The sequence below is a fragment of the Anatilimnocola floriformis genome (genome assembly GCF_024256385.1).
GTDB classification, from domain to species: domain Bacteria; phylum Planctomycetota; class Planctomycetia; order Pirellulales; family Pirellulaceae; genus Anatilimnocola; species Anatilimnocola floriformis.
In genome coordinates this window covers 4,173,008-4,193,622 of sequence record NZ_JAMLFW010000001.1, presented here as the reverse complement: position 1 = coordinate 4,193,622, position 20,615 = coordinate 4,173,008, and the positions used below count along the sequence as shown (strand labels likewise).

17 protein-coding genes are annotated in these 20,615 nt (G+C 59.2%); 8 read left to right on the top strand and 9 right to left on the bottom strand.

From position 1 onward, the window contains the following. Positions 1-116 precede the first annotated feature (116 nt). The 3 genes from tssA to tssC all read left to right on the top strand — a co-directional run bounded on the left by tssA (position 117) and on the right by tssC (position 3,488). Positions 117-1,259 (top strand): type VI secretion system protein TssA, encoded by a 1,143-nt coding sequence (gene tssA, locus M9Q49_RS16145; RefSeq protein WP_254509834.1) that lies wholly within the window; start codon positions 117-119, stop codon positions 1,257-1,259. A 156-nt stretch (positions 1,260-1,415) separates the two neighbouring features. Next, entirely contained in the window at positions 1,416-1,934 is a 519-nt protein-coding gene (tssB, locus tag M9Q49_RS16140; protein WP_254509833.1) for a type VI secretion system contractile sheath small subunit, read from the top strand. Positions 1,935-2,000: 66 nt separating this feature from the next. Continuing rightward, positions 2,001-3,488 carry a type VI secretion system contractile sheath large subunit gene (tssC, locus tag M9Q49_RS16135; protein ID WP_254509832.1) on the top strand — a complete coding sequence of 496 codons (1,488 nt, stop codon included), beginning with the start codon at positions 2,001-2,003 and terminating at the stop codon, positions 3,486-3,488. A gap of 108 nt (positions 3,489-3,596) precedes the next feature. Here tssC and M9Q49_RS16130 read toward each other — a convergent pair whose 3' ends face one another. Continuing rightward, positions 3,597-4,382, bottom strand: a complete 786-nt coding sequence (locus tag M9Q49_RS16130) for a hypothetical protein (RefSeq protein WP_254509831.1) — start codon at positions 4,380-4,382, stop codon at positions 3,597-3,599. Positions 4,383-4,619: 237 nt separating this feature from the next. Between M9Q49_RS16130 and M9Q49_RS16125 the strand changes: the two genes are divergently transcribed. Continuing rightward, on the top strand, positions 4,620-5,552 hold the full coding sequence (locus tag M9Q49_RS16125) for an epimerase (RefSeq protein ID WP_254509830.1): 933 nt from the start codon (positions 4,620-4,622) through the stop codon (positions 5,550-5,552). A gap of 75 nt (positions 5,553-5,627) precedes the next feature. Then, on the top strand, positions 5,628-8,426 hold the full coding sequence (locus M9Q49_RS16120; RefSeq protein WP_254509829.1) for a serine hydrolase: 2,799 nt from the start codon (positions 5,628-5,630) through the stop codon (positions 8,424-8,426). Position 8,427: 1 nt separating this feature from the next. On the opposite strand, the gene M9Q49_RS16115 is transcribed toward M9Q49_RS16120, so the two are convergent. From M9Q49_RS16115 to M9Q49_RS16095, 5 genes are all read right to left on the bottom strand, one after another. Next, positions 8,428-8,724 (bottom strand): hypothetical protein, encoded by a 297-nt coding sequence (locus tag M9Q49_RS16115; RefSeq protein WP_254509828.1) that lies wholly within the window; start codon positions 8,722-8,724, stop codon positions 8,428-8,430. 77 nt (positions 8,725-8,801) lie between these two features. Further along, positions 8,802-9,920 carry a WD40/YVTN/BNR-like repeat-containing protein gene (locus M9Q49_RS16110; RefSeq protein WP_254509827.1) on the bottom strand — a complete coding sequence of 373 codons (1,119 nt, stop codon included), beginning with the start codon at positions 9,918-9,920 and terminating at the stop codon, positions 8,802-8,804. Continuing rightward, entirely contained in the window at positions 9,917-10,789 is an 873-nt protein-coding gene (locus M9Q49_RS16105; protein ID WP_254509826.1) for a Hint domain-containing protein, read from the bottom strand. The genes M9Q49_RS16110 and M9Q49_RS16105 overlap by 4 nt, the downstream gene beginning before the upstream one ends. A 36-nt stretch (positions 10,790-10,825) precedes the next feature. Beyond that, complete coding sequence (locus tag M9Q49_RS16100; RefSeq protein ID WP_254509825.1) at positions 10,826-11,248, bottom strand: DoxX family protein; 423 nt, start codon at positions 11,246-11,248, stop codon at positions 10,826-10,828. A 10-nt stretch (positions 11,249-11,258) separates the two neighbouring features. After that, the gene (locus M9Q49_RS16095; protein WP_254509824.1) at positions 11,259-11,633 is read right to left on the bottom strand and encodes a DUF1428 domain-containing protein; all 375 of its coding nucleotides are present in this window, start codon (positions 11,631-11,633) and stop codon (positions 11,259-11,261) included. 155 nt (positions 11,634-11,788) lie between these two features. Here M9Q49_RS16095 and M9Q49_RS16090 point away from each other — a divergent pair, with 155 nt between their 5' ends. Then, positions 11,789-12,511, top strand: coding sequence for a platelet-activating factor acetylhydrolase IB subunit (locus M9Q49_RS16090; protein WP_254509823.1), 723 nt, complete (start codon positions 11,789-11,791; stop codon positions 12,509-12,511). A gap of 61 nt (positions 12,512-12,572) precedes the next feature. Here the strand turns inward: M9Q49_RS16090 and M9Q49_RS16085 are convergent, their stop codons facing one another. After that, positions 12,573-13,571 carry an SHD1 domain-containing protein gene (locus M9Q49_RS16085; RefSeq protein WP_254509822.1) on the bottom strand — a complete coding sequence of 333 codons (999 nt, stop codon included), beginning with the start codon at positions 13,569-13,571 and terminating at the stop codon, positions 12,573-12,575. 141 nt (positions 13,572-13,712) lie between these two features. Beyond that, the gene (locus tag M9Q49_RS16080; RefSeq protein WP_254509821.1) at positions 13,713-15,101 is read right to left on the bottom strand and encodes a DUF1501 domain-containing protein; all 1,389 of its coding nucleotides are present in this window, start codon (positions 15,099-15,101) and stop codon (positions 13,713-13,715) included. Positions 15,102-15,374: 273 nt separating this feature from the next. Here M9Q49_RS16080 and proS point away from each other — a divergent pair, with 273 nt between their 5' ends. Then, positions 15,375-16,886, top strand: a complete 1,512-nt coding sequence (proS, locus tag M9Q49_RS16075) for a proline--tRNA ligase (protein ID WP_254509820.1) — start codon at positions 15,375-15,377, stop codon at positions 16,884-16,886. Here the strand turns inward: proS and M9Q49_RS16070 are convergent. Continuing rightward, positions 16,883-18,007 (bottom strand): hypothetical protein, encoded by a 1,125-nt coding sequence (locus M9Q49_RS16070; protein WP_254509819.1) that lies wholly within the window; start codon positions 18,005-18,007, stop codon positions 16,883-16,885. The two genes, proS and M9Q49_RS16070, sit on opposite strands and share 4 nt — an antisense overlap. Positions 18,008-18,273: 266 nt before the next feature. Here M9Q49_RS16070 and M9Q49_RS16065 point away from each other — a divergent pair, with 266 nt between their 5' ends. Further along, a complete protein-coding gene (locus M9Q49_RS16065) occupies positions 18,274-20,613 on the top strand; it encodes a BatA domain-containing protein (protein WP_254509818.1) in 2,340 nt (779 codons plus the stop codon). The last annotated feature ends 2 nt before the right edge of the window (positions 20,614-20,615 follow it).

The window sequence follows — 20,615 nt, the reverse complement described above, 5'->3', positions numbered from 1 at the left end:
TTACACTGCCCCTCACGACCCCTAAGATAATTTTCGCCCACTTGTGGGGTTGTGGCCTAGTTCAACACCAGGCCGCAAAATCGGGCGGACTGTAAGTCGACTTCGAAAGTCAACACGTGCCCACACCACCCGTCATCGATGCCGCATTACTGCTGGCTCCGATACCTGGCGACAACCCCGCCGGCGCGGCGCTCCGCTCCAGCGCGCCCGAGTTTGACGAAATCAACAAGCTCCTGCCGCAACAGGACAAAGGGGTCAGCGAAGGGATCGAATCGGCCAGACCTGGCGAATGGCGGGCCATGATCGACAAGTGCTCGGCCGGTTTGAAGAACAAGAGCAAAGACCTGCGCTTCGCCGGTCGCTTGATTCAAGCTCTCACGAATCGCCACGGCTTCGCTGGTTTGCGTGATGGTCTGCTGTTCACCAACAGTTTGATCAATGAATATTGGGATACGCTCAATCCCCTGCCCGACGAAGACACGGGCGATCTCGAATCGCGCGTCAGCCCGCTGCTGGCCCTCTGCCGCGAGACCGAAGCGCCGATCTGGATTCGTGAGGTCCCGCTCACGAACAACCCCGCGCCGATGGATGGCGACGACAGTAAGCGAGTGCCGGTTACTTACAACCTGCACGTGCTGATCAACGAAAAGAAGTCCGACAGCGCACTTCCCTTTGCCGCCGGCATGGCCAAGGTGATCGGCAGCACGCCGGCGGCCTTTTTGATCTCGTCGCACGAAGACATCGTCGGCGCTGCCGAAGCGCTCGAGGCCTTCAAAGATGCGACGAACGATCGCTTTGGCCGCGATGTGGCGCCGGACGTAACCAAGGTTCGCGAAGCGCTCGCCCTGTGCAAAAACCGGATCGAAAGCATCTGCAAGAGTCGCGGCATTTCGCTCACGGCTCAGGCAGCCGTGGCGGAAACCAGCGACGAATCGGAAAGCTCCAGCGAGGAAACTTCGACCATGAGCAACGGCAACGGTCATGCGGGCCCCATCCGCAATCGGGCCGAAGCCCTGAATCGATTGCGCGAGATCGCCGACTTTTTGAAGCAAGCCGAACCGCACAGCCCCGTGTCGTACCTGATCAACCGGGCGATCACTTGGAGCGAAATGCCGTTCGAGAAGCTGCTGTTAGAACTTGTCACCGACGACGCTGCCCGCGAACGAATCAACACCACGCTCGGCATCAAACCCGACGCCTATGGCTCGTCCGACAGCAGTTACGACAGTGGTAGCGGTTATTCCGAGGAGCAGCAGTAACTGGATTTGTCAAAAAAGATTTGCCGCAACCTAGGATTTGAGAACCAGGCTGTAACATTTCGTCCGTTTTTACGATTAGCAGATCACGCCACGCTCTCAACCGCACAGCAATAGTTCCGCACAACGTTAGTTCCCTTCAGACAAAGGATCGAAAACATGGCCGGTGACAGCATTCAGAAGAAGCTCGAACGCGTTCGTCCCCCCCGCGTGCAGATCAAGTACGAAGTCGAAATCGGCAACGCCCTCGAGCTGAAAGAATTGCCCTTCGTCGTCGGCGTGATGGGTGACTACTCCGGCAAACCCGATCAACCTCTGCCGAAGCTCAAGGATCGCAAGTTTGTCGAAATCGATCGCGACAACTTCAACGAAGTCATGAAGAGCATGACCCCGCGGCTCGCTTACCGCGTGGAAGACAAGATCAGCGGCAAAGCCGACAGCAAACTGAACGTCGAGCTCCGCTTCAACAATCTGTCGGACTTCAGCCCCGAAAACGTGGTTCAACAAGTCGAGCCGCTCCGCAAACTGCTCGAAGCCCGTCAACAGCTCGAAGAGCTGAAGACCAAGATGGACGGCAACGACAAGCTCACCGGCTTGCTCGAGCAGGTGCTGAACAACGCCAACCTGCAGCAAGACATGGGCAAATCGCTGAACGTCGAACCGACCAAGGAAGGCTAAAGCCAAGTCGCTTTCCCGGCCACACCACACAATTTCGCACACATTTTTCGGTTGGAGACCATGACGATGGCTGAAACCCAAGCCCAAGGCGCCGCCGGCGCGACGACGACCACCACGGAAGCGAGTTTTCTCGACCAGGTGGTGACTGCCACCAAGCCCAAGAGCGACGCTCAAATCGAACGGGCCAAGGACCTGCTGCAAACCTTCGTCAAGCAATTGATGAGCGGTCAGGCCACCGTCAGTAAAGACGTCGAGAAGCAGATCAACTACTGGATTTCGGAGATCGACCGGCTGTTGTCGGCGCAGCTCAACGAAATCATGCACGCCGAAGAGTTCCAAAAGCTCGAAGGCTCCTGGCGCGGGTTGTTCTATCTCGTCGACAAGACAGAGACGAGCACCAGCTTGAAGATTCGCGTGCTGAACGCCAGCAAGAACGAAGTTCGCAAGAACCTCGAAAACGCGATCGAATTTGATCAGAGTGCTCTCTTCAAGATGGTCTACGAAGAAGAGTACGGCACGTTCGGTGGTGCTCCCTACGGCACGCTGATTGGCGACTACGAAATCAGCAACCATCCCGATGACATGCTGTTCATCGAAAAGATGGCCCAAGTTGCCGCCGCTGCTCACGCGCCGTTCTTCACCGCCGCGAACTCCGAGCTGTTCGGCCTCGACCGCTTCACCGATATCGACAGCAAACGTGACCTGGCGAAGATCTTCGACACGGTCGAATACGCCAAGTGGAAGAGCTTCCGCGAATCGGAAGACAGCCGTTATGTAGGCATGTGCTTGCCGCACGTGCTGATGCGTCTGCCGTATGGCGCTAAGACCAAGCCGGTCGAAGGCTTCAACTACGAAGAAGACGTCGACGGCCGCGATCACCGCAAGTATCTGTGGGGCAACGCCGCCTACGCCCTTGCCGCTCGGATCACCGATTCGTTCGCCCAGCACGGTTGGCTGGCTTCGATCCGCGGCGTGCAAGGTGGCGGTCTGGTCGAAGGCCTGCCGACGCATACCTTCAAGACCGACGAAGGCGATGTCGCCCTGAAGTGCCCGACCGAAGTGGCGATCACCGATCGTCGCGAAAAGGAATTCAGCGACCTCGGCTTCATTCCGCTGGTGCACTGCAAGGGCCGCGACTTTGCTGCGTTCTTCGCCACGCAGAGCTGCCAAAAGGCCAAGCTCTACAACAAAGACGAAGCCAACGCCAATGCCCGCCTCAGCACGCAGTTGCAATACATGCTCTGCGTCAGCCGGTTCGCCCACTACCTGAAGGCCATCGCTCGCGACAAGATCGGCAGCTTCATGAGCCGCGGTCAATGCGAACGCTGGCTCAACGAATGGATCGAAACCTACAAGCACCCGAACCCGGAAACGGCCAACCAAGAATCGCTGGCCAAGATGCCGCTCGCCGACGCTCGCGTCGACGTCCGCGAAATCCCGGGCCGCCCCGGCCAATACGAAGCGGTCGCCTTCCTGCGGCCACACTTCCAACTCGACGCGCTGAACGTGTCGATGCGGTTGGTCGCTTCGCTGCCTCCGCCGGCTGGGAAGTAAGGCAGGGAGTTGGAAACTGGGAGCTAGGAGCTCGAGAAACACAGAGGACCGCGGATCGAAAGATCCGCGGTCTTTTTTTGTAACTCGCGACGATAGCGAACGGTGCGGTTACTTCTTATTGTTGTTCTTTTTCTTCTGCTGCTGAGCCCGTTCGCGGGCGTCTTCTTTTCGTTCTTCAACAATCTCGGCTTGAACTTTTTGCTGGGCGGCAGCAACGGCCCGATGTTTGGCAACCGCTTTGGCGGCGGCGGCGTCGGCTTGGTTTTCGGCTTTATCCAGGTCGCGTTTGGCTGCGGCGTATTTCGGATCTTTCAGTAGCACTTCGTCGGCCTTGGCGAGAACTTCGCGGAGGTGCTCCTCCGCTTTGCTGACCGCGGCCTTTGCCTTCGCGGCGGCAGGGACCTTTTCGATGGCGGTCGCTTCCAGCTTTCGCAGCCCGGCTTCGGCGTCGGCAATCTGTTTGGCTGCGGCGGCTCGATCGGGCGCGCTATCGAGCGTCGCGCGGAGTTGATCGCGCTTCTGCGCTGCGGCGACGTATTCTGGCGATTGATGAACGGCGGTCAGAATGGGCGTGACCAGCGGCTCGAGCGTCTGACGTGCCTGGTCGACACGTTCTTGTGCCTTTTTTACTTCGCTGGAACCGTCGGCCTGATCCTCGATCTTTCGCCGCAGCGCGACCAGCGCGCTGCGGACCTTCGTGACATTCTGCTTAGCTTCCTGCACATCTTTGTTGGCTTCCACGGCGTCCTTCTGAGCGTCCGCCAGCTTGGCCTGAGCAGCGCGGATTTCAGCTTCGTCGTTTTTCTTATTCTGATTCTTGTTCTTGTCGTCGGCGTGGAGCAGCATGCTGCCGAAGACTGCCCAAGCCAAGACGCCGAAGAGAATTTTGTTCATCGCCTGATTTCCTGCCGCATGTAACTAGGGACTTGCCCTACGAGCACCATCTAGGATGCGCGAGAAGCACAATTGATTGCAAGGAAGATGCCATAAAGAGCCAAAACAAGGCGGTAGTACGAACCCCCAGGTTCGTGCGCCCGCGGGGCATGCCTACACACAGCAGAACTCCCTGTTAATCGGCAAATCCCTTTGCGGTTCAAGTCTCGCAGCACACCCACCTTCGAGACAAGCATCATGACCATCCCAGGAAAAATCGTCATCGCCGGCGGCAGCGGCTTTTTGGGCCTGTCGCTCGCCACGCACCTAGCCGAACTCGGTGCTGAGGTGGTGATCCTCTCGCGCACACCGCCGAAGGTTGCTGGACCGTGGAAACATATCGCCTGGGACGCTCACACCCTTGGCGTGTGGCAACAGGAACTGGAGGGAGCCGCTGCCGTAGTGAATCTGGCGGGGCGAAGCGTCGATTGCATCAAATCGCCCGATCACCAGGATGAAATTCTCCGCTCGCGCACCGCGTCGACACGTGTGCTGGGGCAGGCCATGCGAACACTCGTGTCCCCGCCACCCGTGTGGGTGCAAATGAGCACGGCCCACATCTATGGCGATCCGCCTGAGATCGTCTGCGACGAAGATTCGCCCTACGGCATCGGCTTGGCCCCGTTTGTGGGCCGTGCGTGGGAAGACGAGTTCGAGCGCAGAAAACTCCCTGCGCAGCGCGGCGTGATCATTCGCACCAGCTTCGTGATCGGCCGCAATCGCGGTGGTGGTGGCGGCGCGCTGACCACTCTTTCGCGACTCGCGCGCCTGGGGCTGGCCGGGACGATTGCCTCGGGGAAGCAAGGGATTAGCTGGATCCACGAGCAAGATTTGAATCGCCTGTTCGTGCGCGCGTTGACGGATGAGAGCATGAGCGGCCCTTATATCGCGGCGTCGCCGAATCCTGTTTCACAAGCAGAGTTCATGCGAGAGCTGCGGAAGGCGGTGGGAATGCCTCTCGGTCTGCCGGCATTTGGTTGGATGGTTCGTCTGGCCGCGCACTATTTTTTGCGGAGCGATCCTGAGTTGATTTTGTACGGCCGTTATGTGGTCTCACGGCGGCTGCGCGAGGCCGGTTTTGAATTTCAGTTTGCGGAACTGCGGCCTGCCCTGCGCGACTTGCTCGCGTGAGAATGCGGATGAAGTGAGGCGCGGCGGCGGTTATAACAGGACTGCCCTCTCTGCATCCTTCCGTTGAGACGCCGCATGCTCCGCTCACCTGTTCTGCTGGTTGCGTTGTTCGTTCTTGTCTCCACGGCGTTCGCTGCCGCCGCCGAGCGCTATGATGTGGTGATTCAGGGAGGCCGCATCGTCGATGGGAGCGGCGCGGTTTGGTTCAGCGGTGATGTCGCAATTCGCGATGGCAAGATCGCCAAGATCGGCCGCGTCGATGCGGCGAACGCGGCCCGCGTGATTGATGCCAAGGGGCTGATCGTCGCGCCTGGTTTCATCGACATGATGGGCCAGACGGCGACGCCGCTGCTGCGCAATCCAGCGACCGCGGCGAATCTCTTGTCGCAGGGCATCACGACGATCAACTGTGGCGAAGGAGTTTCGCAAGCGCCGCAATCGGCCGCCGACGCCAAGTCGCTCGGCTGGCAAACGGCAGCAGAGTATTTTCAGCTGCTCGACATGCAAGGCCTACCGGTGAATGCGGTGCAAACAATCGGGCATACTCAGGCGCGGCTACTCGTGCTGGGCGAAGTCGATCGCCGACCGTCGCCCGATGAACTGAAGCAAATGCAGCAACTGGTCCGCGAAGGAATGGAAGCTGGCGCGATCGGCGTATCGACCTCGCTCATTTATCCGCCGGCCGTGTATGCCAGTCAGGAGGAGATCGCCGCGCTCGCGAGCGTGGCCGGTGAATTCGGCGGCAAGTATTTCACGCACATGCGCAACGAAGGAGACAAGCTCCTCGAAGCCATCGACGAAGCCCTGGCCATCGGTGAACAGGCGAAAATGCCGGTGCATATCTTTCATCTCAAAGCGGCCGGCCAGCAGAACTGGCCGAAAATGGCGCAAGCGATCGACAAGATCAAAGCGGCCCGCGCGCGAGGCCAGCAAGTGACGGCCGATGTTTATCCCTACATCAACAATGGCCTCGGCATCGCCGCGCTGATTCATCCGCGGCACTTCGCTGCCGGCGAACCGGCGTTTCGTGCGAAAGTCGCCGATGCAGAACTGCGAAAAACAATCCGCAAAGAAATGGAAGAAAGTCGCGATTACGAAAACTGGTATCGCCACATCGGCAGCGATTGGAACAGGCTGATTATCGGCCAGACCAACGATGAGCGTTTCAACGGCACGACCGGCAAGAGCCTGGCCGAGATCGCGAAGGACCGCAAGGAAGATCCCTGGGACACGTTTTTCGAACTCGTCAAAGCGGGCGCTTTCGTCCTCCCCGAGAGCATGCAAGAGGCGAACATCCAACTCGCGATGCAGCATCCCTTCGTATCGTTCTGCACCGACGTCGGTCCGGCCGGTGGTTCGCGCATCGCTTCGCATCCGCGAGCTTTCGGCGCGTTTCCGCGCGTCATCGCTCGGTTTATACGCGAGCAGCAAACGATCTCGTTGGAGCGAGCCATTTCGCAGGCTTCGGCAGCAGCGGCGAACAACATTCTTGCTTTTGATCGCGGCCGGATCACAGAAGGCGCTGCCGCCGATGTGATTGTGTTCGATTACGACAAGTTCACCGACAAAGCCACGTTCGCCCAACCGCATGCCCAGGCCGAAGGGATGAAGTACGTTCTCGTCAACGGCGAACTGGTTTGGGACGACGGCGTGCAAACGAAGCGTCGGCCCGGTCGTGTGCTGCGCGGACCTGGGTACAAAGGCCCGCCGTCGGCGACGACTTCGGCTGCAAAATCCGTCACGAAAATCAAATCGCTCGATCAACTCTTTCCCGCGTTTCTCGACAAGCATTCTGTTCCCGGCTGCTCGGTGGCCGTGATGCGCGAAGGAAAGCTCGTTTACGCTCGCGGCTTCGGTTTCGCTGATGTCGCGACTCGCGAAGCAGTCTCGCCAGAAAGTTTGTTTCGGATTGCGAGCATTTCGAAACCGTTTACTGCGGTCGCGATTTTGCAATTGATCGAACAAGGCAAACTCAAACTCGATGATCCCGTGCACAAGTTCATCGACGACGAACCTTTGCTCGTCGGTGACGCCAAGCTCGACGAACGGCAGGCCGAGATCACTATTCGCCAGTTGCTCGAGCATCGCGGCGGTTGGGATCGCGACAAATCGTTCGACGGCATGTTTCAATCGCTGCGATTCGCGAAGGCTCTCGGCAAGCCCTCGCCCCCCGATGTGCATGACATCATTCGCAACATGCGCGGCCTGCCGCTCGATTTTCCGCCCGGCGAACGCTACGCCTATTCCAACTACGGCTATTGCCTGCTGGGCCGTGTGATCGAAAAGATCACGCAGCGGCCTTACGAGGAATATGTGAAAGACCAGGTGCTGAAACCACTGCAGATCACCAGCATGCGGATCGGCGGTTCGCATCTCGAGGATCGTTTTCCTGGCGAAGTCCGCTATTACGATCCGGCTCTGTCGGGATCAGTTTTTCAAAATGAAATCGGCCAGCAGCGGGCTGCTCCATATGGCGCGTACAAGCTCGAAGTCCTCGACTCGCACGGCGGGTGGATTGCCTCGGCCGTCGATCTTGTCCGTTTTGCGGCGGCATTTGATGAGCCAGAGAAATGCCCGCTCCTCAAAGCCGGTTCGATCGTGTCGATGTTTTCACCGCCGCCGATCAAATACGGCGAAACGTATTACGCTCTCGGCTGGCAGGTTCGGCCACTTCGTAACAAACAGAGAAACGCCTGGCATACCGGCTCATTGCCGGGGACATCGACGATTTTGATTCGCCGTCACGACGGCCTGAATATCGCCGTCCTTTTCAACAGCCGAGTGAGTCCTACTGCTCAACATCTGACACGCGAGCTCGAGGGACCACTGCACGCGGCACTCGACGAAGTTCGAGATTGGCCGATCGCGCAGTAACTCAGCCGCCCGACAACGCGCCGATCACCATATACGGCTCCTCGCCGGCAATAACCGCAGCAGGCAACGGCGCATCGGGATCTTCGTTGCTCACGTCTTGCTGACAGGCGAAGAAGCGAATGAACGCGCGGCGGCGCTGCGTGCCGTGTTCTCGAATCGTCCCCTTCAGCTGCGGGAATTTTGCTTCCAGCGCAGTAAGCAGCGTTCGCTGCGTGATCGGCTCAGCAACATCCAACTCCACTTCGCCGGTCACACCAGCGAGACCCCGAAGATGGAAGGGTAAATGAACGCGGAGCATGGAGAGGAAGGGGTGAAGAGAAAAAGGGATGAAGGGCGGGGGAAGAAGGCGGTAGGACACCCTTCCTGTCTTCCTCCTTACTCCAACGTCTGCACTTCCACGCTTGTCACAGCAGGTAGATCGCGAACGATCGTTTGCCAGTTGTTGCCGCCGTCGGGACTGCAATAAACCTGACCGCCGGTGGTGCCGAAGTAGATGCCGCCGGGGTCGAGTTCGTCGCGGCTCATCGCATCGCGGAGAATATTGACGAAGCAATTCTCTTGGGGCAATCCGTTGGTCAGAGCTTCCCATTCATTGCCGCCCGACTTGCTGCGATAGACGCGGAGTTTTCCTTCCGGTGGATAGTGTTCCGAATCGCTCTTGATTGGCACAACGTAGATCGTCTCCGGCTCGTGCGCGTGCACTTCGATCGGAAAACCGAAGTCCGTCGGCAAGTTGCCGCCGATGTCGTACCAGTTTTCGCCGGCGTCATCGCTGCGCATCACGTCCCAATGCTTCTGCATGTAGAGTGTGCTCGGCCTGCTCGGATGAAACGCGATGCGATGCACGCAGTGCCCGACTTCGGCATTCGGATCGGGCAGCACGTACTGCGAAACCAGGCCGCGATTGATCGGCTTCCACGTCTGACCGCCGTCGTCGGTGCGAAACGCGCCGGCTGCGGAGATAGCGCCGTAGATGCGATCGGGGTTCGTCGGATCGATCAAGATCGTGTGCAAACCCATGCCGCCAGCGCCAGGCTGCCAGTAGTTGCCGCCGCCGTGACCTCGCAGACCGGTCTGTTCCTGCCAGGTCGTGCCGCCGTCGGTCGAGCGGAACATCGCGGCGTCTTCGGCGCCGGCGTACACGGTTTCTGCGTCGGTGAGCGACGGTTCGAAGTGCCAGATTCGTTTGAACTCCCAGGGATGCGGTGTGCCGTCGTACCACAAGTGCGTGCCGACCTCACCTTCGTAAGTGAATTGATTGCTGGCCTGCTCCCAGGTTTTTCCGCCGTCATTCGAGCGATGTACGACCTGTCCGAACCAGTCGCTGGTTTGTGAGGCGTAGATACGATCAGGGTTCACCGGCGAACCCTTGATGTGATAGATGGGCAAACCGCCGAAGAGGACTTCGCTGATGTCCCACTTTTTTCGCGCAGCATCGCTGTTGATGATGAACGCGCCCTTCTTGGTGCCAACCAGCACGCGAACTTTGGTCATGGTTGTGTCTCGTGTCGATGATGAAAATGTTGATCGAGTTTCACTTCGGCCGTCTCATCGCGTGGCGGCTTGCTGCGGGCCAGAAATCCGCCGGCGATAAATGGCTCGCGGTTTCCCAGTACCAGGTTGATCACGGGAACCGTTTCATCTGTTTTTGTTTTGCTAATTACTTCGGCAATCTGAACTTCACCGTCGGGCGAGTCGCTCGCCGACCAACGCAGGATCGTATCGCCCGGCTGCAACTTTCCCACGTCAATGAAAGCATCGAGCCGCTGGCAAAGTGGCTGCGTTTCAGTGGTGCGCAGCTCTCCCCGGTTCGTTTGCACAATCCATAGTCGATTGGTCGTCCGAAAGATCGACACCACCGGCAACAAAATCTTTTTCCCCTGCGGCGAGATGCTGTAAACCTCGTCGCCGACAGTAATTGACTCAATTGGCCGCGGGCCTGCCGCGGTCTCGACAAGCGTGCCGTGTGGGAAGCAGCCGGGGTGACAAGGAATTTGCAGGGGTTCCATTTCGACCAAGCTGGCCTCGGGAACGAGACGGTTAATACGAGCGGCCTTTTCCACATTGGGCTTTTGATGCGGAAAATAGCCAACGCGAGCGATTGCTTCGTCGCCCAGCCAAGCGCGAACGATTGGCACAGAAGGATCGGGCACTCCCACCGGCTTCAGCGGTTGCATCGCGTGCGAGATTTCGTCCTGCGTCGTGATATGAAAACCGTCAGCGATCAGTTCCTTCAACAGCGCCTTGCGCGCTCGCACGACACTCAGCTGATAACCGACGTAGGCAAACGCGATCGATGACAACGTGACGAGGATCAGCAGCGTCCGCAAACTGAAGTTCCACCAGCGGATGGGATTCTTCATAGCCGATGATCCTCGCGAAATTTTTCCGACGTGATCCTAGCGCAAAGGCATGATCGAGCGCAACCGCGGTTCGCGCAAGTAAATGCCGAGCCACATCACAACGCCGATGATCAGCGGCGCCCAGATCGGTTGCTTGCCGATCACATGTACGCAGATAGCGCCGCCGAGGTAACCCTCGAGCAGCACCGCGCCGAGAACCGCTGTCTGGGGAAAGAGATAAACGAGCGCGCAGAAGATTTCTACGCAGGCGATGGCGGTCATCGTCTGCACCGAGAAACCTCCCTTCTCAAAATCGGCCGCTAACTTTTCATGGTCGCCGATCTTCAGCGGCACGGTGAGCTTCATAAAAGCGCTCGCCGACATCGCGAGCGTGATCAGCACCGTCAGCACCCAACCGCTGATCGTCATCCACTTCGGCTGCGCGGCGTTATCCGGCGAGGACAATTTTGCTTGCGACATATTCCGTTCCTTACTTTTTCTGCAATTGATATTCGACGAGCGCCTTGAAACCACCCATCGCCATTCGCTTCATGTCAAACGGCATGTTGTTCGGATCCATCCCTTCCATGATGCGGGGATCGGCCATCACTTTTTTATTCACCTGATCGCGATGCTTGCGCGACTTGTGAATGATGAACGAGAACATTACGACTTCGCCGGCCTTGGGCTTGGCGACCTTGTTGAACGACTGCAAGCCTTCGATTTCCAGGTCGTCGCCTTGGCATTCGTAGTAGCCGAGTGCGCCATGCTCCATCCAGATTTTGCCGGCCTTCTTGGCGATTTTCACGTACTCGGGCAACCTGGCTTCGGGTACACAGAGGAGAAATCCGTCGACGTAGCTCATGCAGTAGTCTCGCAGTAGAGAACAGGAAGAAACAACGGCCTGCGTACTCGCAGCGACAAGAATGCGTACTCGCAGCAACAGGCACTTGCTGGCGAGTATACTCAAGCCGCCTGACTTCAGAAACGTTACCTCTTCCTTCATGCGGAATTCCATTCATGATGCGTGCCGTTCTTAGTTGCTGCGTTCTCAGTCTTGTGCTGGTCAGCCGTTTGTCTGCAGAAGATGCCGCCGTTCCCGCGCAGCGGACGCGCGAATACTCATGGATGAAAGTCGCCGATTGGAACGCTCGGCATGATCGGTTTTTGCAGCGGGCCAAGGAAGGGAAGTGCGATTTGCTCTTTCTGGGCGACTCGATCACCGAAGGTTGGGGAAACAACGACACTTGGAAGAAGTTCTACACGCCGCGCAACGCCGTGAACTTCGGCATCGGCGGCGATACGACGCAGAACGTCCATTGGCGCATGACCAATGGCGAGCTCGAGGGCCTGTCGCCGAAAGCCATAGTGCTGATGATCGGCACCAACAACTTCGGCTTGCATAACGACAAGCCCGAGGATGTGATCCGCGGCGTCGAAGCGTTAGTGAAAACGCTCCGCACGAAATTGCCCGACACCGAAATTCTGCTGCTCGGCATGTTCCCGCGCGACAACAAACCCGATACCGATTTCCGCAAGCGGATCAAAACGGCCAACGAAGGAATTGCCAAACTGGCCGACGACAAGAGCATTTTCTATCTCGACATCGGCAGCAAGTTCCTCACCGAAGACGGCACCCTCGAAAAGGAGATCATGCCGGACTATTTGCACCTCTCGCCGAAGGGCTACGAGATTTGGGCCGAAGCGATTGAGCCGAGCGTGAAGAAGTTGCTCGGGGAGTAGCACTGCAGATCATGCCGGAACTGCGCGGAGTACCGTTTGTTCCGGCCTACGTGACACTCGCCTATTTATAGCGTTCACGGACATACACTTGATCGGCAACGGAGAGCTTGTCGAGCGGGATCGAAATCACCTTGCCGTCCCGCTTTTTCAACTGCACGAGACTGAACTCAAAGCCAACCAGTTCGGCATCGACTTTGAACTCGCCTGTGTCGTTGATCCATTTGCGCATGACCGGGACTGGATTAACTGCGGCAGGAATGGGCGCTGCCGCATCGATATTGTCAGGTCGTTCGACGGCGGCTTCACTCAGGCGTGGACGTGCTTCGGCTTCTCCGTTCATGTCCGCCCCTGTCTGCAAGCGGATGCGGTCGTACGTGACGCGATCGACGACGCCGTTGGTCGTGTAGCGGACAGTTATCTCTGCACCGCGGCGGCTGACGACCACGGCTGGAAACCAGCCGGCCTGATCACGCGCGAACACAGTTTGCTTGGGCTTTATCTGGTCTAGCGAAGTCAAAGGGGAGCCCGGCGCTTGTGGAATGACGGCAGACGGATCTGCTGCCGGCTGAACCGGCACCGGCTGATTGGACTGGGGTTGCAACGCAAACCGGCCAGGCCCAGTTTGAGCCATTCTCTCGGCTTCCCGCGCTGCTCGTAGCTCCCGTTGCCGCTCCGCCTCCGCGGCCTCTTCAGCCTGTCGTTGTTGGCGACCGAGCGCAGCTGCGTCGTTCTGACGCTGCAAATCTGCCGCTGTTTTGCGGGCTCTTTCGTCCGCCGCAGCCTTCTGCTGTCGATCCCATTCTTCTTTTTCGCGAGCCGCTCGCGCCGCGTTTTCAGCCAAAATACGATTGCGCTCGGCGATTTCTTCCGGCGTCGACTGGCGGACTTGAGGCGGAGCAGGTTCGCTCGAAGAATTGGCGCTGTTGACCAGCTCGCGGACAAGCGCTCGTCCGCCGCTGCGCGACAGCGCTTTCAAGCCGATTGCGAGGGCCACCAAGACAATGGTGCCAAAGATGCCGGCAGCCGTAGTGCCGCCTGAAGATTGATCTGAATAGCTCATACACGACCTGGCGAGGGAGGTTGCCCACCCATATTAGCCATCCACTCTTCGGAGGTCAATTCTGACTCCGTAGCCACCGCCGGCACACGGTGGGAAAATCGACGTGGTATCGCGGATTCGCGCGCGCTCTGACGAACGTGGCTACAAGATCGCACCGATCGGCTGACCAAGCGCGACGGAATGTGGTCGCTGCAGTTGATCATAAATCCGCGTCTCCGGCGGAATGCCAAGCGCTGCGTAGATCGTAGCAGCGACGTCTTCGGGCGAAACCGGATCGTTGGCCGGATACGCGGCAATGCGGTCCGATGCGCCATAGATCGCGCCGCTCTGCACCGGTCCTCCCGCGAGCAACACCGTATAGCAATGAGGCCAATGATCGCGGCCCTCGCGAGCGGCGCCAGCACTGCTCGTGATCTGCCCCAGGCGCGGCGTGCGGCCAAATTCGCCCATCATCACCACCAGCGTTTCCTCGAGGAGGCCGCGCTCGTGCAAATCGGCGAGCAATGCCGAGACACCTTGATCGGTGTACGGCAGCAGCGATTTCTTTAGCAATGAAAAGTGATCGCGATGGGTATCCCAAGCCTGGTCGATTCGCCGGCCGCTGACGACGGTGACCAGTCGCACTCCCGCTTCGATCAGCCGTCGCGACAACAGCAAGCACTGGCCTAAATGTGGCAGGCCGCCAAACTTGCGAGCCTCGACCGAACGATCTTCACGATCGGGCAGGCCGTAGCGCTCGCGCGTCTGCGGCGATTCGCGCGAGAGATCAAAGGCTTGCTTCGTTTCGGTCGAGCACAACAGCTCGAAAGCCTTCGCGCGGAATTGTTCGAAGCGACTGCCACCACTTCCCGCAGCGGCCGGCTGATTTAGTCCCGCCAGTAACGCCTGCCGTTCACTTAAGCGCGCTGCATTCATATCGGCAGGCAACGACAAGCCGGGGATGGAATAGTTGGCCACACTCGGGTCGCCGCCGATCAACGGATCGAATGAAGCGCCGAGCAAGCCGGCTCGTTCGCCCGGCAGATCCTTACCGTTGTTCGACATGATATCGGGCAGATGCACAAACGGCGGCAACTTTTTGTCGATGGGCCGCAGCGCCGCAAGCGTAGCGCCGAACGGCGGAAAGTTATCGGGCAAATCGCCGGTAATCAGGTCGCCTCCCTTCAGCGGCGAACGACCGGTGAGCATGTAATACGCGCCGGCGTTGTGATCGACAATCTTGTGCTGCACCGAGCGGATCTGGGCCCAGTGATGCCACTGCTGTGACAACTGCGGCAGGTGTTCGCACACCGTCACGCCGGGCGTCTTCGTCTGGATCGGCTGAAACTCGCCGCGAACATCGGCGGGAGCGGCGGGCTTCATGTCCCACAGGTCGATGTGCGACGGCCCGCCTTCGAGAAAAATCAGAATGCACGACTTGGCAATTTTGCGTGGTCGTTGCGTTGCGCGTTCGCTCTCCGCCGCCAGCAGCCGAGGCAACGTCAGCCCCAGCAGACCGAGCGAACCGGTCTGCAGCAGTTGTCGCCGCATGGCGAATCGAAGAGGAGAGGAATCGGCCATGCGACTATCATCGCGGCCGCCGTTTTCGAATGCAACGCATTTCGCCAAGCCGCTGGAAAGGCAACTCCCCTTCCGGTAATGGCGTATTGTCCTCTCCCCCATTTTTCGCCCTCCCTCTACAATCGGCAGCTTCACCAGCGAACCTGCGAGACGCCGGTTTGTCTTGAAGGATTGTCCCGCCAAGCGGAAACTATCAAGCGCCAAGTCTCTCGTTGCCCTCAAAAACTATCGCCAGAAACTAGGATGGCCATGGCCAAAACTGCGATCTCACCGACCCGTGCCGAAGATTATCCCGAGTGGTATCAGCAGGTGATCAAGGCTGCCGACCTCGCCGAAAACAGCGACGTCCGCGGCTGCATGGTCATCAAGCCCTGGGGCTGGGGCATTTGGGAGAACATCCAGCGCGTGCTCGACGGCATGTTCAAGGACACCGGCCACGAAAACGCCTACTTCCCCCTCTTCATTCCGCTCAGCTTTCTGCAAAAGGAAGCCGATCACGTCGAAGGCTTCGCCAAGGAATGCGCAGTCGTCACGCATCACCGTCTGCAGCCCGATGCCGACGGCAAGTTGCAGCCGGCGAGCCCGCTCGAGGAACCGCTGATCGTCCGGCCGACGAGCGAAACGATCATCGGCGCGATGTATGCGAAGTGGGTGCAGTCGTATCGCGATCTGCCGATTCTGATCAATCAGTGGGCCAACGTTGTGCGTTGGGAAATGCGGACGCGGCTGTTCCTCCGCACGGCCGAGTTCCTCTGGCAAGAGGGGCACACCGCTCACGCGACCGAAGCCGAGGCTCGCGAAGAGACGATGAAGATGCTCGACGTCTACGCCGAGTTCGCCGAGCAGCACATGGCGATGCCGGTGATCAAAGGTGAGAAGACCGCTGGTGAACGCTTTCCCGGCGCGGTCGCGACCTACTCGATCGAAGCCATGATGCAAGATCGCAAAGCGCTGCAAGCCGGCACGAGTCACTTCCTCGGTCAGAATTTCTCGCGCGCTCAAGGAATCAAATTCCAGGATCAAAACAGCACCGAGCAATTTGCCTGGACGACCTCGTGGGGCGTTTCGACGCGGCTCATCGGCGGCCTGATCATGACGCACAGCGATGACGACGGCTTGATTTGTCCGCCGCGCCTGGCGCCGAAGCACATCGTGCTGCTGCCGATCTATCGCAATGACGAAGAGAAGTCGCAAGTCGTTCCGTACGTGCAAAGCCTGAAGAAGGAACTCGAAGCCCAGTACTTCGCTGACACGAAGATTCGCGTTCATATCGACGACCGCGACATTCGCGGCGGCGAAAAGAACTGGTATCACGTCAAGCGCGGCGTGCCGTTGCGGGCCGAAATCGGGCCGAAGGACATCGCCAAGAACGGCGTATTCCTCGCGCGGCGTGATACGGGCGAAAAGGCCGGCGTCGATCGTGCTGAACTGGTCGCCACGATTTCTTCACGGCTGCAAGCGATTCAGGACAATCTCTTCCAGCGAGCTCTGAAGCTGCGCGAAGACAACACCCGCAACATCGACAAGCTCGACGAATTGCTCGCCTGGTTCACGCCGAAGAACGTGAACGAGCCGGAGATTCACGGTGGCTTTGCACTGTCGCACTTTACCGAGAATAAAGAAGTCGACGAATTGCTGAAGAAGCACAAGCTGACCATCCGCAACATGCCGATGGGGCTCGAAGAGATTCCCGGTAAATGCATCTTCACCGGCCAGTCGACGACGAAGCGGGCCTACATCGCGAAGTCGTACTAGGGGCGTTCGCTGCGGCCCTTTGCCGAAATTACCTTCGGCATCGGCCGGGCTTCGACCGTCAGCTTCACCTGCGCGCCGAGCTGTTCTTGAGCTCGCCGCAGTACTTTTGCCGCCGCGGCCGTGTCGCCTTGCTCATTGCAAGACTTCAGCCACGCCGTATAAACCGCCCGCTGGCCGCTGACGAACAGCGGCGCTGTGGGACGGCGCGACTTGCCAGCATCGAGTAGCTGGAGCGCTTGCTCAAAGTTTTGCTCGCGGCACAGCTGGGCAACCCATTGCTGATGCACATGCAAATCATTGCTGAGCAGCGGCTGATAATCGGCCTTCAGCGCGAGTCCCGTGGTAATCCGCCGTGCGGCCGTGGCGTACTCACCTTGTTCGCACAGTGATAGCGCCCAGTTGTTCAATCCGGCCAGCAGATTTTCCTGCGCGTCGCGATCGCGGGCATCACAGGCCAGGCTCTTCTCGAGCAACTCGATCGCCGCGGCGAACTCTTTTTGTTCCAGTTTCGCCAGCGCACGGTTATAGTAAATCCGCCCGACCAGCGCGACCGCCGAAATCGCGTGCCGCGGCTGTTCGCTCTGTCGCAATTCCGGATTGGTGAACCAATCGGCCCGCGTCGTTTCGATCTCTTCACGCGAAGTGATCAAACGGCTGCAAACATGGCCGCTTTGCGCGATGATTTCGGCATTCACGCCCACGCGCTCACACAGGTCGTGATAAATGATCGTCGCCGTCACGCAGTTGAAGTCACCCGTCGCAAATGTTTGCTGCACGAGCGTCGCCGTTGGTTGAAACGAGCCGGTCAGGATCTGCTGATGCATCCCTTCCAGCAAGGCGGCCGGTCGCTGGTCGCGCGGCAGGCGGGCGATCACGGCGAGATCGAGAGACTGATACTTCAGTTCGCGTTCGCGGAGCACAGCTTCGCGGGCTGCTGAATCCTGCAGGCCGCCGGCGATGAGCGCCGCTTCCATGAATTCAAACTGCTGCAATTCGCCATCGCGGGCATCGGCGAGCAACCGCTGTTCGGCCGATGGTATGGCTTCGAACGCGACTGCGACTGCACTGCCGATGAAGAGCAATGCGAGAGCTGCGCAGGTGCGGAAGGCAGCGAACTTCACGACAGACATTCCGCGGAGGTGGGAGAGAAAATGGCAGGAGCACGTGCAGGCGCGCAGCGGTGCAAACAAACCTACGTCACATTGACGGGCCAAGCCGGAGCGCGAGCAAATTTGGCTGCGGAATTTCCCACTGCCGAGACGACCGTGCGGGTCGTAGCGATTGCAGCGTCTGCACGAAACAACGCGCCCTTTGGCGAAGCAAAAGGCGACTGTGATATGATGAGGGCGGCTAACATAACCACTGAGCAAGGACGTGCCGGCGACCGATGGCTTTTCTGAATTTCTCGTTGCTGGCCGGCGGGCTGCTCATGGCGCTCCCCATCCTGCTGCATCTGGTGATGCGGCAGCGGCCGAAGCAATTGGTCTTTCCCGCACTGCGATTCATCCAGCAACGGCGCGAAGCTAACCGGCGACAGTTGCAGTTGCGGCATTGGATTCTGCTGGCGCTGCGCTGCGGCGCGGTATTGCTGGCCGCTCTGGCGCTCGCGCGGCCCAGCGTTGCTTCTGGTTTGATTGGATCTTGGATCGCGATTGCGATTCTCGGCGTCGCGCTGCTCGTGGCGCTGGTCATCACCTTGGCCTCTATTTTTGGCCGGCGCTCGCTGGCCATGCAGATCGGGAGCGGCGCAACCACGGCGATTCTCGCGGGCATCGTTCTGTGGATGCTCGCTAAAGTTTGGGGTGGCGGCGGCACGGGCATCGGCGATCAGGAAGCGCCGCTGGCCGCGGTGGTGGTGGTCGATACTTCGCCGCGAATGCAATATCGTCACGAGAACCGCACGCGACTCGAGCAGGCTCAGCAGATCGGCGCTTGGCTGCTCGAACAGTTTCCCGAGGGTAGCGAAATTGCCATCTGCGATTCGAAACCGGGCAGCGGCGCGTTTGCCGTCGATCGTGCAGCCGCGGCCAAAACTCTCGAGCGACTCCGCACGATCGGTTCGCCACGGCCGCTCCTGGACATGGTTTCCTCGGCGATCGAACTGGCCAAGCAAAATCCCAAGCACCGCAAGGAAGTCTACGTCTTCAGCGATCTGACGCAGGCTGCCTGGCAAAATGGCGATGCGGCGACGCTGAAAAAACTGGTTGCGGAAAACGAACAGATCCTGCTCTACGTGATCGACGTCGGTGTGAAAGAACCACGCAACGCCGCGCTCGGCAAGGTGCAATTGTCGAGCGAAATGATTCCCTCGCGGGCTCAGGTAACCGTCGAGACCACACTCGCGGCGACTGGCATGACCGACGCGCGGCAGGTTTCGCTTTATCTCGAAAAGTACGACCCCACGCTGCCGATCATCAAAGACGACAAGCCGATCTTTCCCGAAGCCGTTCACCGCGGCACGCAAACGATTCAATTGACCGCCGATCCGCAGCAGGTCCGCTTTCCGCTGCAGGGGCTTGTCGAACCCGGCACGTATCAAGGTCAGTTTCGGCTCGCGGGCGAGGATGGTCTCGCGCTCGATGACGTGCGTTATTTCACCATCGAGGTTCAGCCAGCGCTGCGAATTCTCGTGGTGACGGGCGATGGCGTTTCATCGGAACTGTTTGTCCGCATGCTCCGCGACAATCCGCAGACCAAGTTCAACTGCGATGTCATTTCGCAGGCCGAACTAGCGCAGACCGATTTCGTCGACTACCGCGCGGTCTGCCTGCTCGATCCGCTGCCGGCCAAGAGCGACGTCTGGGAAAAGCTCGTCAGCTATGCCGAGCGCGGCGGCGGCGTGGGAATCTTTCTCGGCCATCACGCGCAGCCCGCGGAATCATTCCAAGAAGCAGCCGCTGCCCAACTCCTCGGCGGCAAGCTGGCGATTCAAACGCGGGCGCCGAGCGGACTTTATCTCGATCCGCGCTCGTTCGATCATCCCATCACAGCGGCCTATCGAGCGCTCGATACCAGCGTTCCCTGGGATCGCTTTCCAATTTTCTTTCATTGGAATCTGACGGACCTCGCCGCGGGAACTCGCGTCATCATCCCGTATGGCAACGGCATGCCGGCGCTGACTGAATCGCGCATCGGCCGCGGCCGCGCGCTGGTGCTGACGACTCCCGTAACCGATCCACTGCGGCCCGTCGGTCGCAAGCCGTGGAATGAACTCCTCACGGGCGAAGATGCCTGGCCGGGCTTTGTGCTCGTCAACGAAATGCTGCTTTACCTCACCGGCAGTTCAGAGGCTCGCCTCAATTACACGACGGGCGAAACGGCCGTTCTGCGGAACGATCCGGCCACGCAGCCAGAGCGTTATCAACTCTTCACGCCGCTCGATAAACCGCAAGACATTCTCGCCCGCGACGGCAGAATTACGGTCCGTTTTACCGACAATCCCGGTGCTTATCGGTTGCGTGGTCAACGCGGCGGACCGGTGGTGCGCGGCTTCGCGGTCAATCTCACGGCCGACGTTGGCGATCTCACGCGTTGGCCAGCCGATAAGCTCAGCGACTTACTCGGCAAGGATCGTTTTCATCTCGCCAAGAGCAAAGAAGAGATCGACCGCGCGGTCGGCAGCGACCGCATCGGCAGCGAGTTCTATCCGCTGCTGATGTTGCTGCTCGTCGGCGCTCTCGCCGGCGAGCAAGTGCTGGCCAATCGGTTTTATCGGAAGGATGAGTAGAG

What these genes read in the sequence shown, in the direction of transcription:
- M9Q49_RS16125 (WP_254509830.1), top strand. Translation starts at nt 4,620, where the DNA reads ATGACCATCCCAGGAAAAATCGTCATCGCCGGCGGCAGCGGCTTTTTG.
- M9Q49_RS16105 (WP_254509826.1), bottom strand. Translation starts at nt 10,789, where the DNA reads ATGAAGAATCCCATCCGCTGGTGGAACTTCAGTTTGCGGACGCTGCTG.
- tssB (WP_254509833.1), top strand. Translation starts at nt 1,416, where the DNA reads ATGGCCGGTGACAGCATTCAGAAGAAGCTCGAACGCGTTCGTCCCCCC.
- M9Q49_RS16085 (WP_254509822.1), bottom strand. Translation starts at nt 13,571, where the DNA reads ATGAGCTATTCAGATCAATCTTCAGGCGGCACTACGGCTGCCGGCATC.
- M9Q49_RS16100 (WP_254509825.1), bottom strand. Translation starts at nt 11,248, where the DNA reads ATGTCGCAAGCAAAATTGTCCTCGCCGGATAACGCCGCGCAGCCGAAG.
- M9Q49_RS16090 (WP_254509823.1), top strand. Translation starts at nt 11,789, where the DNA reads ATGATGCGTGCCGTTCTTAGTTGCTGCGTTCTCAGTCTTGTGCTGGTC.
- M9Q49_RS16080 (WP_254509821.1), bottom strand. Translation starts at nt 15,101, where the DNA reads ATGCGGCGACAACTGCTGCAGACCGGTTCGCTCGGTCTGCTGGGGCTG.
- M9Q49_RS16115 (WP_254509828.1), bottom strand. Translation starts at nt 8,724, where the DNA reads ATGCTCCGCGTTCATTTACCCTTCCATCTTCGGGGTCTCGCTGGTGTG.
- proS (WP_254509820.1), top strand. Translation starts at nt 15,375, where the DNA reads ATGGCCATGGCCAAAACTGCGATCTCACCGACCCGTGCCGAAGATTAT.
- tssC (WP_254509832.1), top strand. Translation starts at nt 2,001, where the DNA reads ATGGCTGAAACCCAAGCCCAAGGCGCCGCCGGCGCGACGACGACCACC.
- M9Q49_RS16130 (WP_254509831.1), bottom strand. Translation starts at nt 4,382, where the DNA reads ATGAACAAAATTCTCTTCGGCGTCTTGGCTTGGGCAGTCTTCGGCAGC.
- M9Q49_RS16065 (WP_254509818.1), top strand. Translation starts at nt 18,274, where the DNA reads ATGGCTTTTCTGAATTTCTCGTTGCTGGCCGGCGGGCTGCTCATGGCG.
- M9Q49_RS16120 (WP_254509829.1), top strand. Translation starts at nt 5,628, where the DNA reads ATGCTCCGCTCACCTGTTCTGCTGGTTGCGTTGTTCGTTCTTGTCTCC.
- M9Q49_RS16110 (WP_254509827.1), bottom strand. Translation starts at nt 9,920, where the DNA reads ATGACCAAAGTTCGCGTGCTGGTTGGCACCAAGAAGGGCGCGTTCATC.
- M9Q49_RS16095 (WP_254509824.1), bottom strand. Translation starts at nt 11,633, where the DNA reads ATGAGCTACGTCGACGGATTTCTCCTCTGTGTACCCGAAGCCAGGTTG.